The following is a 12225-nucleotide window of genomic DNA, read 5'->3' as shown; positions in this document are numbered from 1 at the left end:
GGCGGACTCCACTCGAACAAAAGTCGATAAATGACAAAGGCTGATACATTAATGATTGTTGGCGCACGTCGATAAGACCCTGCATGAAGGGTGACGCACGAACCGCTGTCTGCGGTTTTCACGGATCTTTCAAACGATCGCGATTTCACGCAGCCTGAAAGATTCCGTGTTCATGCCTGACCAGGATCGTTTGAAACGATCAGGACCGCGGATCATAGCCTAAACTGAGCAAGAGATCTTCTGTTTCTCACAGATTCTTCCCGATTTATCCACAGGGCTTTCCAGGAAAGGATAAGTGTAATCGATCCAGGGGAACTCCTGTACGCTTTCGCGCGCATATTGAAAAAATTAATATGTAAAGGTGAGCAGACGCCTAAAAGATCGCATAAAGATCCAGGGCGATCCTTGCGCTTTACCTGGCAGTCCGTATAATTCTCCACCCGTCGCGCAATGCCCGTCATATGGCGTCAACGCTGCTTATTTTCCGCACAAAAAGGCGTGGAAAATCGCGGGAAAATAAGGAAAGAGAATTGACTCCGGAGTGTACAATTATTACAATCCGGCCTCTTTAATCACCCACACTGTGGCGTAAGTCGTTCAAAGTTTGTTCGGGTATACGCAAAAGTCAGTGAATTTATTCAAGTTTAGGTAGAAATCGCCATGAAACGCACTTTTCAACCGTCTGTACTGAAGCGCAACCGTTCTCACGGCTTCCGTGCTCGTATGGCTACTAAAAATGGTCGTCAGGTTCTGGCACGTCGTCGTGCTAAAGGCCGCGCTCGTCTGACCGTTTCCAAGTAATAAAGCTAACCCCTGAGTGGTTAAGCTCGCATTTCCCAGGGAGTTACGTTTGTTAACTCCCGCTCATTTCACATTCGTCTTCCAGCAACCTCAACGGGCTGGCACGCCGCAAATCACCATCCTCGGCCGCCTGAATTCGCTGGGGCATCCCCGTATCGGTCTTACCGTCGCCAAGAAAAACGTTCGACGTGCGCATGAACGCAACCGGATTAAACGTCTGACGCGTGAAAGCTTCCGTCTGCGCCAGCATGAACTTCCTGCAATGGATTTCGTGGTGGTGGCGAAAAAAGGGGTTGCCGACCTCGATAACCGTGCTCTCTCGGAAGCGTTGGAAAAATTATGGCGCCGCCACTGTCGCCTGGCTCGCGGGTCCTGATAGCCCTTATTCGGGTCTATCAACGCCTGATCAGTCCGCTGCTTGGGCCGCATTGTCGTTTCACGCCAACGTGCTCAAGCTACGGAATTGAGGCATTGCGCAGGTTTGGAGTGATAAAAGGCAGTTGGTTGACGGTGAAACGCGTATTAAAATGCCACCCTTTACACCCTGGTGGTGACGATCCCGTCCCGCCCGGACCATTTGATACCAGAGAACACTAACGATGGATTCGCAACGCAATCTTTTAGTCATCGCTTTGCTGTTCGTGTCTTTCATGATCTGGCAAGCCTGGGAGCAGGATAAAAATCCGCAACCTCAGACTCAACAGACCACGCAGACAACGACCACCGCAGCGGGTAGCGCCGCCGACCAGGGCGTACCAGCCAGTGGCCAGGGGAAAATGATTACGGTGAAAACCGATGTGCTTGATTTGACTATCAACACCCGTGGTGGTGATGTCGAGCAGGCCTTGCTCCCGGCTTACCCGAAAGAACTGGGTTCCAACGAACCGTTCCAGCTGCTGGAAACCACCCCGCAGTTTATCTATCAGGCGCAAAGCGGCCTGACAGGCCGCGACGGCCCGGATAACCCGGCGAACGGCCCGCGTCCGCTGTACAACGTCGAGAAAGATGCGTTTGTACTGGCCGACGGTCAGAACGAACTGCAGGTTCCGATGACTTATACTGACGCCGCAGGCAACACGTTTACCAAAACGTTTGTCTTTAAGCGTGGCGATTATGCGGTTAACGTGAACTATAGCGTGCAGAACACCGGCGAAAAACCGCTGGAAGTCTCCACCTTTGGTCAGTTAAAACAATCCGTCAACCTGCCTCCTCATCGCGACACCGGCAGCAGCAACTTTGCGCTGCATACATTCCGCGGCGCAGCGTACTCCACGCCGGATGAGAAGTATGAGAAATACAAATTCGACACTATTGCCGATAACGAAAACCTCAACGTCAGCTCCAAAGGCGGTTGGGTGGCAATGTTGCAGCAGTATTTCGCTACCGCATGGATTCCGCGTAACGACGGCACCAACAATTTCTACACCGCCAATCTGGGCAACGGCATTGTCGCTATCGGCTATAAAGCGCAGCCGGTACTGGTACAGCCAGGCCAGACTGGCGCGATGACCAGCACCCTGTGGGTCGGCCCGGAAATTCAGGATAAAATGGCGGCTGTTGCACCGCACCTGGATTTGACCGTGGACTACGGCTGGTTGTGGTTCATCTCTCAGCCGCTGTTCAAGTTGCTGAAGTGGATCCACAGCTTTGTGGGCAACTGGGGCTTCTCCATTATCATCATTACCTTTATCGTTCGCGGTATCATGTACCCGCTGACCAAAGCGCAATACACGTCAATGGCGAAGATGCGTATGCTGCAGCCGAAAATTCAGGCGATGCGCGAACGTCTTGGCGATGATAAACAGCGCCAAAGCCAGGAGATGATGGCCCTGTACAAAGCGGAGAAGGTTAACCCGCTGGGCGGCTGCTTCCCGCTGATCATCCAGATGCCTATCTTCCTGGCGTTGTACTACATGCTGATGGGTTCCATTGAACTGCGTCATGCGCCGTTCGCGCTGTGGATTCATGACCTGTCCGCACAGGACCCGTACTACATTCTGCCGATCCTGATGGGCGTAACGATGTTCTTCATTCAGAAGATGTCGCCGACCACCGTGACCGACCCGATGCAGCAGAAGATCATGACCTTTATGCCGGTCATCTTTACGGTGTTCTTCCTGTGGTTCCCGTCAGGTCTGGTGCTGTACTATATCGTCAGCAACCTGGTCACCATCATTCAGCAGCAGCTGATCTACCGTGGTCTGGAGAAGCGTGGTCTGCATAGCCGCGAGAAGAAAAAATCCTGATTCGGTGTAGGCCGGATAAGGCGAAGCCGCCATCCGGCAAGGCGCGCCGGTCAGCCTGATGGCGCTAACGCTTATCAGGCCTACAATCAAAAGGCGGTCATATGACCGCCTTTTTTTATTGCAACAAAGTTGAGACTAACCATGAGCCATAACGACACTATCGTCGCCCAGGCAACCCCACCGGGACGCGGTGGCGTGGGTATCCTGCGTATCTCTGGTCTGAAGGCGCGCGACGTTGCGCAAGAGGTGCTGGGCAAGCTGCCGAAGCCGCGCTATGCCGACTACCTGCCGTTTAAAGACGTTGACGGCAGCGCGCTGGATCAGGGTATTGCGCTGTGGTTTCCCGGCCCAAACTCCTTCACCGGTGAAGATGTGCTGGAGCTACAAGGGCACGGCGGTCCGGTGATCCTGGACCTGCTGTTAAAACGTATCCTGACGCTTCCAGGCGTGCGAATTGCCCGACCGGGCGAGTTCTCCGAGCGAGCGTTCCTCAACGATAAGCTCGATTTAGCCCAGGCGGAAGCCATTGCCGACCTGATCGATGCCAGTTCCGAACAGGCGGCGCGTTCGGCGCTAAACTCATTACAGGGGGCATTTTCCGCCCGCGTTAACCACCTTGTGGAAGCACTTACTCACCTGCGAATCTACGTCGAAGCGGCTATCGATTTTCCGGATGAGGAGATCGACTTTCTCTCTGACGGCAAAATTGAAGCGCAGCTCAATGGCGTCATCGCCGATCTTGACGCCGTGCGCACCGAAGCGCGCCAGGGCAGCCTGCTGCGCGAAGGGATGAAGGTAGTGATTGCCGGACGCCCGAATGCCGGGAAATCCAGCCTGCTGAATGCGCTGGCAGGCCGTGAAGCGGCCATTGTTACCGATATCGCCGGTACCACGCGCGACGTGTTGCGCGAGCATATTCACATCGACGGGATGCCGCTGCATATCATCGATACCGCCGGACTACGCGACGCCAGCGACGAAGTTGAGCGTATCGGCATCGAACGCGCCTGGCAGGAGATTGAACAGGCCGATCGCGTGCTGTTTATGGTGGATGGCACCACGACGGACGCCGTTGACCCTGCCGACATCTGGCCGGACTTTATCGCCCGTCTGCCCAAAAATTTACCGATTACCGTGGTACGTAACAAGGCGGATATCACCGGCGAAACGCTGGGTATTAGTGAAGTAAATGGTCACTCACTGGTTCGCCTCTCGGCGCGTACCGGCGAAGGCGTCGACGTGTTGCGTAACCACCTCAAGCAGAGCATGGGGTTTGATACCAATATGGAAGGCGGCTTCCTGGCCCGCCGCCGTCACCTACAGGCGCTGGCGGAAGCCGCTGAACATCTTGAGCAGGGCAAAGCGCAGTTATTAGGCGCATGGGCGGGGGAACTGCTGGCGGAAGAGTTGCGCCTGGCGCAGCAAAGCTTAAGCGAGATTACCGGCGAGTTTACCTCCGACGACCTGCTGGGACGGATTTTCTCCAGCTTCTGTATTGGTAAGTAACGTTGTATTGCCCGGTGTCGCAATGCTTACCGGGCCTACAAAACCCGTAAGCCGGATAAGGCGTTTATGCCGCCATCCGGCAGCAATGATTTCCCATGCGGAAATCACTGTTGTCCAAATGGCAACTCGTCTCGCGCAACGTCGCCCCGTATTCTTAGCGCCACACTTTTCGTGAGGCCGCTATGAAACGTTTTCTACTGTGTAGTTTTACCCTGGTTTTACTCTATCCTGCCGGTATTGATATGTATCTGGTCGGTTTACCGCGTATAGCCGTCGATCTGAACGCCAGTGAGTCGCAGTTGCATATCGCCTTCTCCGTTTACCTGGCCGGAATGGCGACGGCCATGCTGTTTGCCGGGAAGATAGCCGACCAGTCAGGCCGCAAGCCGGTCGCGATCGTCGGCGCGATCGTCTTTATGATGGCCTCACTGCTTTGTTCACGGGCGTCGGAAGGCTCGCTATTTCTGAGTGGGCGTTTTCTTCAGGGGGTAGGAGCAGGCGGCTGCTATGTGGTGGCGTTCGCCATTCTGCGCGACACGCTCGACGAGCATCGCCGGGCGAAAGTGCTGTCATTATTGAATGGGATTACCTGTATTGTGCCGGTACTCGCCCCGGTGATGGGGCATTTGATTATGCTGCGTTTCCCCTGGCAAAGTCTGTTCTATACGATGTCCGCGATGGGCATTATTGTGGGCCTGTTATCACTGTTTATCCTGCGCGAGACGCGCCCGGCAAGGCTGGCTCCACGCGATTTATCACGATCGTCGCCCGCCGCCGAGTCGCTGGTTAACCGTTTTTTCGTTAGTCGACTGGCGATCACCACCCTTAGCGTGTCGGTGATCCTGACCTTCGTCAATGCCTCTCCAGTGCTGCTGATGGAGGTGATGGGATTTAGCCGTGGCGACTATGCCATTACCATGGCGCTCACCGCAGGCGTCAGCATGGTCGTCTCTTTTTCTACCCCTTTTGCGCTTGGGTTATTTAAGCCGCGAACCTTAATGCTCGTCTCACAGGGGCTGTTTTTGACGGCTGGCATGACGTTAAGCCTTGCTTATACCAATACCGTCACGCTCTTTGGCCTGACGCTTATCTGCGCCGGATTCTCGGTTGGTTTTGGCGTCGCGATGAGCCAGGCGCTGGGGCCGTTTTCGCTGCGCGCCGGAGTGGCCAGTTCCACGCTGGGTATCGCGCAGGTTTGCGGTTCATCACTGTGGATTTGGCTGGCGGCAATACTCGGTATCAGCGCGATGAATATGCTGATCGGGATTCTGATTGGTTGTAGCATAGTGAGTATTCTGCTGATCTTCTCCGTCACGCCCAACAGGTCCGTAGCCGAGCATGAAGAAATCCCTTACCAATCTCGACCTTAATTTGCTGTTATGCCTACAGTTACTCATGCAGGAGCGCAGCGTCACTAAAGCTGCAAAACGGATGAACGTAACGCCCTCGGCGGTCAGCAAATCGCTGGCGAAACTCCGGGCATGGTTTGACGATCCGCTGTTCGTCAATACGCCGCTGGGCCTGGCGCCGACGCCGCTGATGGTCAGTATGGAGCAAAGTCTGGCGGACTGGATGCAGATGGGGAATCAACTGCTTGATAAACCGCATCATCAAACGCCGCGCGGTTTAAAATTTGAGTTGGCAGCAGAGTCGCCGCTGATGATGATTATGTTTAATTCACTGTCGCAGCAGATTTATCAGCGCTATCCGCAGGCTACCATTAAGGTTCGCAACTGGGATTATGACTCGCTGGAGGCGATTATGCGTGGGGAAGTCGATATCGGATTTACCGGACGCGAAAGCCATCCCCGCTCGCGAGAATTGCTCAGTCTGTTGCCGCTCGCGATTGATTTTGAGGTACTGTTTAGCGATTTACCGTGGGTCTGGCTGCGGGAAGATCATCCGGCGCTGCGCGAAGCGTGGGATCTGGACACTTTTCTGCGCTACCCGCATATCAGTATTTGCTGGGAGCAAAGCGATACCTGGGCGCTGGATGATGTCCTGCAAGAAATGGGACGCAAACGCCATATTGCGTTGAGCCTGCCGGGGTTCGAGCAGTCGCTCTTTATGGCCGCCCAGCCGGATCACACCCTGATAGCAATAGCGCCGCGCTATTGCCAGCACTACAATCAGCTCCACCAGCTACCGTTAGTGGCGCGCCCCCTGCCTTTTGATGCGCAACAGCGGGAAAAGCTGATGGTGCCGTTTACCCTATTATGGCACAAACGTAATAGTCATAATCCCAAGATTGTGTGGCTACGACAGGCTATCAACACGCTCTGCCGTCGCCTTATCTGACCACCTGTGTTGATAAATTAACCTTACTCTTACCAGAAATGTCACCGTCTGATTAAAGAACCTTCTGAAATTGAATTTTTAGCGCGTAAAACCTGTCCATAATTTACGTTAATGTTACTCTCGTCATTATCACGGCCCATTAATCACGGAGCGAAAAATGGCGACTCACTTTGCCAGAGGGATACTTACGGAGGGACAGTTGGTTTCAATTCGTCTCTCTTCGTCTTGCCATATTGAAGCCAGAAACCTGCCTGCTCACCGACGAACGCGTTTTCTTGCCTCCAGAGGCCTTCTTGCCGAACTGATGTTTATGCTGTACGGAATTAGCGAGCTGCCGGAAATCATTATTCAGGCGAAAGGTAAACCCGCGTTTCGTGACAAAAATCTGCCAGGCTTTTCTATCTCCTACGCCGGAAATATGGTTGGCGTGGCGTTGACCACCGAAGGAGAGTGCGGGCTGGATATGGAATTACAGCGCACCTCCCGCGGCTTTCACCATCCGCATTCGCTCGAACGCCACCCTTTCTCCCGTAATGAAAACTTATGGGTAGCCAATCAAAACGATCCCAACGAAGCGCGAGCGCAACTCATTACATTGCGCCAGAGCGTGTTAAAACTCACCGGCGATGTCATGAATGACGATCCGCGGGAGCTGCAACTTTTACCCGTTGCCGGACGCCTGAAGTGCGCGCATGTCACGCAGCTTGAAGCCGTATGCGATGCGGAAGATGTACTGGTATGGTCCGTAACCGTTACGCCAGCGATAGAAAAATTAAAAGTGTGGGAGTTCGATGGCAAACTGGGCTGGAAAAGCCTGCCCGATATCCAGACGCGCGCCAATGAGCCAACCGGTCGTCTGATGCGATTCGCCCAACTCCCCGCCGCCAAATCGTATACGCTTAATCGTTCATAATGAAAAAAGGGGCACGTATGTCTGAAACGCTGAATGTGGTTACACTGCTGGGAAGTTTACGCAAAGGTTCCTTTAACGGGATGGTGGCGCGTACGCTGCCTAAAGTCGCGCCGGCAGGAATGACGGTATCGCCGCTGCCTTCGATCGGGGATATTCCGCTGTATGACGCCGATATCCAGCAGGACGAGGGATTTCCAGCCAGCGTAGAGGCGCTGGCGGAGCAGATTCGCAACGCCGACGGCGTCGTCATTGTGACGCCGGAATATAACTATTCCGTTCCCGGCGGCCTGAAAAATGCCATCGACTGGCTATCCCGTCTGCCTGAGCAGCCGCTGGCGGGTAAGCCCGTTCTTATCCAGACCAGCTCAATGGGGGCGATTGGCGGCGCGCGCTGCCAGTATCATCTGCGTCAGATTCTGGTGTTCCTTGATGCGATGGTGATGAATAAACCGGAGTTTATGGGCGGCGTGATTCAGAATAAAGTCGATCCGCAGACTGGAGAAGTGGTGGATCAGGGAACGTTAGATCATTTGACTGGTCAGTTGACCGCATTTGGCGAGTATATTCAGCGCGTTAAAGCGTAAGTTCGTTAAAAACCCTCCCCCCGATGGGGCGAGGGTTCATTTCATCAGTGTGCGTCAATAAACACAATCTTCAGCACGAATAACAGCGCGACAATCACTACGCACGGGCTAAGGTCGCGCAGGCGACCGGTACCAATTTTCATCACGCAGTAAGAGATAAAGCCCAGCGCGATACCTTCGGTGATCGAGAAGCTAAACGGCATCATTACCGCCGTAATAAACGCCGGGACCGATTCGGTTAAATCCTGCCAGTTTACCCGCGCCAGGCTGGAGGTCATCAGCACGCCGACGTAAATCAGCGCGCCCGCCGCCGCGTAAGGCGGCACCATGCCCGCCAGCGGCGACAGGAAGATAACCAGCAGGAACAAAATACCGACCACCACCGCCGTTAAACCGGTGCGACCGCCCACCGAAACGCCGGAAGAGGACTCAATATAAGCGGTCACAGAAGACGTTCCGACAAATGCGCCAGTGACAGAAGAGATACTATCAACAAACAGCGCCTGCTTCATGCGCGGGAATTTGCCTTTCTCATCCGCCAGGCCGGCTTTATCAGTCACGCCAATCAGCGTACCGGAGGAGTCAAACAGGTTTACCAGCATGAAGGAGAAAATAACCCCCGCCAGGCCAAGATTGAACGAGCCTGCCAAATCGACATGCCCTACCACGCTGGTGACGCTTGGTGGCGCGGAGACAATGCCGTTGTAGTGTACATCACCCATCATCCAGCCAAGCAGCGTCGTGACGATGATAGACACCAGCACCGCCGCATGAATGTTGCGCGAAGCGAGAATCGCAATACTAAAGAATCCGAGAACCCCCAGCAGCACGCTGTGCGAGGTCAGGTTGCCGATGCTGACCAGCGTTTCCGGGTTAGCGACGATCACGCCGGCGTTTTTCAGCCCCATCATGCCGATAAACAGGCCGATGCCGCTGGTGATGCCCACGCGCAGGCTGACCGGAATGTTGGCGATCATCCAGTAACGCACGCGGAAGATAGTCAGCAATAAAAGACCAACAGCGCCCCAGAAAATGGCGCCCATGCCTACCTGCCACGGCAGTCCCATTGCCTGCACAACCACGAAGGCAAAGAACGCATTCAGCCCCATCGCGGGCGCCAGCGCCACCGGCAAGTTAGCGAACAGGCCCATCAGAATACTGCCAAAGGCCGCAATCAGACAGGTGGTCACAAAGACGGCGCTGGTGTCCATGCCAGCTACGCCCAGAATTTGCGGGTTAACAAAAACGATATAAACCATCGTCAGGAAAGTGGTAAAACCTGCGATCACTTCGGTTCGTGCCGTCGTGCCATGTTCGCGCAGTTTAAACACGCGTTCCAGCATACCCTGACCAGAAGCCTGGGTGGTGTGTTGTTGACTCATTATCAATTTCCGGAGAAAGGAGGGAAAATTCGCCGTTATCCTATACCAAAATGCGACATCTGGCGCAGTTGTGTGGTAATTTTTTTCACTCAATTTGTTAGTACGGCAACGATTGCGTCCCCTCATTCAGCATTACGTAAACGTTAAACTTGTTAAAATGGAAATGACATGTCCCAAATCGAAGCGGTGTTTTTTGACTGTGACGGCACGCTGGTCGACAGTGAAGTAATTTGCTCGCGCGCCTATGTCACTATGTTCCGGCAGTTCGGCATTACGCTTGAGCTCACGGAAGTATTCAGACGCTTTAAAGGCGTAAAGCTCTACGAAATTATCGATACCATCAGTAAAGAGCATGGCGTTGCGCTGGCAAAGGCGGAGCTGGAGCCGGTGTACCGCGCGGAAGTGGCGCGCCTGTTCGATACCGAACTGGAAGCGATCGCGGGCGCAAATACCCTGCTGGAGAGCATTAAGACGCCCATGTGCGTGGTATCCAACGGACCGGTCAGTAAGATGCAGCATTCGCTGGGTAAACTGGGCATGTTGCATTATTTTCCCGATTTGCTGTTTAGCGGTTACGATATTCAACGCTGGAAGCCCGATCCGGCGCTGATGCTCCACGCGGCGAACGCCATGAAGGTCAATGTTGAGAAGTGTATTCTGGTGGATGATTCCAGCGCAGGCGCGCAGTCAGGAATTGCGGCGGGAATGGAAGTGTTTTATTTCTGCGCCGATCCGCATAACAAGCCGATCGATCACCCTAACGTGACGACTTTTACCGATTTGGCGCAGTTGCCGGGATTGTGGAAAGCGCGCGGGTGGGAGATTACGCGTTAACTGAAATGCCGGATGGCGCTGACGCTTATCTGGCCTACAGCATCTGTACCTGTAGGCCCGGTAAGCGCAGCGCCACCGGGCAAAAGAATGAGATTTACTCTTTTGGGTCTTTCCCCGCCAGCAGCTTATCCAGCTCATCGCCGCCCACGTGACGGAAATCTTGCCCTTTCACGAAGTAGAAGATGTATTCACAGATATTCTGGCAGCGGTCGCCGATACGCTCGATAGAGCGCGCGCAGAATAACGCGGTCAACACGCTGGGAATGGTGCGCGAGTCTTCCATCATGTAGGTCATCAGCTGACGCACGATGCCTTCATATTCCTGGTCAACTTTCTTATCTTCACGATAGATACGCACCGCTTCATCGAGATCCATGCGCGCGAACGCATCCAGCACGTCGTGCAGCATCTGCACGGTGTGGCGGCCCAGCGACTCCAGGCTGACCAGCAGCGGCTGGTGCTGCTGGGAGAATTTCTCCAGCGCGGTACGGCAGATTTTATCCGCCACGTCGCCAATGCGCTCCAGTTCGGCGATGGTTTTGATAATCGCCATTACCAGACGCAGATCGCTCGCCGTCGGCTGGCGCTTGGCGATAATACGCACGCAGGCTTCATCGATGGCGACTTCCATCATATTAACCTGATGATCGCCTTCTACCACGCGCTTCGCCAGCTCGCTGTCCTGGTTGTGCATGGCGGTGATAGCGTCAGAAAGCTGCTGCTCCACCATGCCGCCCATGGTCATTACCTGAGTGCGGATGCTTTCCAGTTCGGCGTTGAACTGGCCGGAAATATGTTTATTAAGGTTCAGACTGTCCATTACGCACTCCTGAATTAACCGTAACGACCGGTGATATAGTCTTCTGTTTGTTTCTTCGCGGGCTTGGTGAACAGATCGTCCGTGTTGCTGAACTCAATCAACTCGCCCAGGTACATAAACGCCGTATGATCGGAGCAACGTGCCGCCTGCTGCATGTTGTGGGTCACGATCACCACGGTGTAATCCTGTTTCAGCTCGGTGATCAGCTCTTCAATACGCCCGGTAGAGATCGGGTCCAGAGCTGAGCATGGCTCATCCAACAGCAGCACTTCCGGGCGAATGGCGATACCGCGCGCAATGCACAGGCGCTGCTGCTGACCACCGGAGAGAGAGTACCCGCTCTGGTGCAATTTATCTTTGGTTTCGTTCCATAATGCGGCTTTGGTCAACGCCCACTGCACGCGCTCGTCCATATCGGCACGAGACAGCTTCTCAAACAGACGCACGCCAAAGGCGATATTGTCATAGATGGACATCGGGAACGGCGTCGGCTTCTGGAATACCATCCCCACTTTTGCGCGCAGCAGCGCGATATCCTGGGTGTTGGTGAGAATATTGTCGCCATCCAGCAGAATTTCACCTTCCGCGCGCTGCTCCGGATAAAGCGAGTACATTTTATTGAAGGTACGCAGTAGCGTTGATTTACCGCAGCCGGATGGCCCGATAAATGCCGTTACCTGATTCTTCGCGATATCCAGATTAATGTTCTTCAGGGCATGGAATTTGCCGTAGTAGAAGTTCAAATCACGAACCTGAATCTTACTCGGGGCAGTTTCAACCATACTCATTTCACTCTTTTCCTCATCCAGCGCCGCATCCGCCACGCCGTAAAATAATGCCT

The 12225-nt window shown here is 54.2% G+C and carries 13 protein-coding genes; 10 read left to right on the top strand and 3 right to left on the bottom strand.

All coding sequences use genetic code 11. The features are described 5' to 3' along the window. Positions 1 to 660: 660 nt before the first annotated feature. The 9 genes from rpmH (at position 661) to ACFK9X_RS23110 (ending at position 8348) form a co-directional block, all read left to right on the top strand. On the top strand, positions 661 to 801 hold the full coding sequence (gene rpmH / locus ACFK9X_RS23150; protein ID WP_000831330.1) for a 50S ribosomal protein L34: 141 nt from the start codon (positions 661 to 663) through the stop codon (positions 799 to 801). Positions 802 to 817: 16 nt separating this feature from the next. Further along, a complete protein-coding gene (rnpA, locus tag ACFK9X_RS23145; RefSeq protein ID WP_000239725.1) occupies positions 818 to 1177 on the top strand; it encodes a ribonuclease P protein component in 360 nt (119 codons plus the stop codon). Next, complete coding sequence (yidD, locus tag ACFK9X_RS23140) at positions 1141 to 1398, top strand: membrane protein insertion efficiency factor YidD (RefSeq protein WP_001307474.1); 258 nt, start codon at positions 1141 to 1143, stop codon at positions 1396 to 1398. Before rnpA ends, yidD begins: the two co-directional genes overlap by 37 nt. Before the next feature lie 2 nt (positions 1399 to 1400). Further along, the gene (yidC, locus tag ACFK9X_RS23135) at positions 1401 to 3047 is read left to right on the top strand and encodes a membrane protein insertase YidC (protein ID WP_000378278.1); all 1647 of its coding nucleotides are present in this window, start codon (positions 1401 to 1403) and stop codon (positions 3045 to 3047) included. A gap of 141 nt (positions 3048 to 3188) precedes the next feature. Continuing rightward, entirely contained in the window at positions 3189 to 4553 is a 1365-nt protein-coding gene (mnmE, locus tag ACFK9X_RS23130; RefSeq protein WP_000019081.1) for a tRNA uridine-5-carboxymethylaminomethyl(34) synthesis GTPase MnmE, read from the top strand. Positions 4554 to 4735: 182 nt separating this feature from the next. Continuing rightward, a complete protein-coding gene (locus ACFK9X_RS23125) occupies positions 4736 to 5923 on the top strand; it encodes an MFS transporter (RefSeq protein WP_151117879.1) in 1188 nt (395 codons plus the stop codon). Further along, complete coding sequence (gene yidZ, locus ACFK9X_RS23120) at positions 5892 to 6851, top strand: HTH-type transcriptional regulator YidZ (protein ID WP_151117877.1); 960 nt, start codon at positions 5892 to 5894, stop codon at positions 6849 to 6851. The genes ACFK9X_RS23125 and yidZ overlap by 32 nt, the downstream gene beginning before the upstream one ends. Before the next feature lie 157 nt (positions 6852 to 7008). Next, positions 7009 to 7764 carry a 4'-phosphopantetheinyl transferase superfamily protein gene (locus ACFK9X_RS23115; RefSeq protein ID WP_000190678.1) on the top strand — a complete coding sequence of 252 codons (756 nt, stop codon included), beginning with the start codon at positions 7009 to 7011 and terminating at the stop codon, positions 7762 to 7764. Further along, positions 7764 to 8348: an NADPH-dependent FMN reductase gene (locus ACFK9X_RS23110; protein ID WP_001576451.1), complete on the top strand. Its 585-nt coding sequence runs from the start codon at positions 7764 to 7766 to the stop codon at positions 8346 to 8348. Before ACFK9X_RS23115 ends, ACFK9X_RS23110 begins: the two co-directional genes overlap by 1 nt. Before the next feature lie 44 nt (positions 8349 to 8392). Here ACFK9X_RS23110 and adeP read toward each other — a convergent pair whose 3' ends face one another. Then, positions 8393 to 9730, bottom strand: a complete 1338-nt coding sequence (gene adeP, locus ACFK9X_RS23105) for an adenine permease AdeP (RefSeq protein WP_151117875.1) — start codon at positions 9728 to 9730, stop codon at positions 8393 to 8395. A gap of 168 nt (positions 9731 to 9898) precedes the next feature. On the opposite strand from adeP, the gene yieH reads away from it, so the two are divergent. Beyond that, on the top strand, positions 9899 to 10564 hold the full coding sequence (gene yieH, locus ACFK9X_RS23100) for a 6-phosphogluconate phosphatase (protein WP_000078082.1): 666 nt from the start codon (positions 9899 to 9901) through the stop codon (positions 10562 to 10564). Between the two features lie 94 nt (positions 10565 to 10658). Here the strand turns inward: yieH and phoU are convergent, their stop codons facing one another. After that, positions 10659 to 11384 carry a phosphate signaling complex protein PhoU gene (phoU, locus tag ACFK9X_RS23095; RefSeq protein ID WP_000377800.1) on the bottom strand — a complete coding sequence of 242 codons (726 nt, stop codon included), beginning with the start codon at positions 11382 to 11384 and terminating at the stop codon, positions 10659 to 10661. 14 nt (positions 11385 to 11398) lie between these two features. Continuing rightward, positions 11399 to 12172: a phosphate ABC transporter ATP-binding protein PstB gene (pstB, locus tag ACFK9X_RS23090; protein WP_000063118.1), complete on the bottom strand. Its 774-nt coding sequence runs from the start codon at positions 12170 to 12172 to the stop codon at positions 11399 to 11401. Positions 12173 to 12225 lie beyond the last annotated feature (53 nt).

This window comes from Salmonella sp. WC3, assembly GCF_042932255.1.
Taxonomy (GTDB): Bacteria; Pseudomonadota; Gammaproteobacteria; order Enterobacterales; family Enterobacteriaceae; genus Salmonella; species Salmonella enterica.
This window is presented reverse-complemented; position numbering and strand designations above follow the sequence as displayed.

Coding starts and splice junctions, on each gene's coding strand:
- adeP (WP_151117875.1), bottom strand. CDS start 9,730: ATGAGTCAACAACACACCACCCAGGCTTCTGGTCAGGGTATGCTGGAA.
- yieH (WP_000078082.1), top strand. CDS start 9,899: ATGTCCCAAATCGAAGCGGTGTTTTTTGACTGTGACGGCACGCTGGTC.
- mnmE (WP_000019081.1), top strand. CDS start 3,189: ATGAGCCATAACGACACTATCGTCGCCCAGGCAACCCCACCGGGACGC.
- ACFK9X_RS23110 (WP_001576451.1), top strand. CDS start 7,764: ATGAAAAAAGGGGCACGTATGTCTGAAACGCTGAATGTGGTTACACTG.
- rpmH (WP_000831330.1), top strand. CDS start 661: ATGAAACGCACTTTTCAACCGTCTGTACTGAAGCGCAACCGTTCTCAC.
- yidD (WP_001307474.1), top strand. CDS start 1,141: ATGGCGCCGCCACTGTCGCCTGGCTCGCGGGTCCTGATAGCCCTTATT.
- yidZ (WP_151117877.1), top strand. CDS start 5,892: ATGAAGAAATCCCTTACCAATCTCGACCTTAATTTGCTGTTATGCCTA.
- pstB (WP_000063118.1), bottom strand. CDS start 12,172: ATGAGTATGGTTGAAACTGCCCCGAGTAAGATTCAGGTTCGTGATTTG.
- ACFK9X_RS23125 (WP_151117879.1), top strand. CDS start 4,736: ATGAAACGTTTTCTACTGTGTAGTTTTACCCTGGTTTTACTCTATCCT.
- phoU (WP_000377800.1), bottom strand. CDS start 11,384: ATGGACAGTCTGAACCTTAATAAACATATTTCCGGCCAGTTCAACGCC.
- yidC (WP_000378278.1), top strand. CDS start 1,401: ATGGATTCGCAACGCAATCTTTTAGTCATCGCTTTGCTGTTCGTGTCT.
- ACFK9X_RS23115 (WP_000190678.1), top strand. CDS start 7,009: ATGGCGACTCACTTTGCCAGAGGGATACTTACGGAGGGACAGTTGGTT.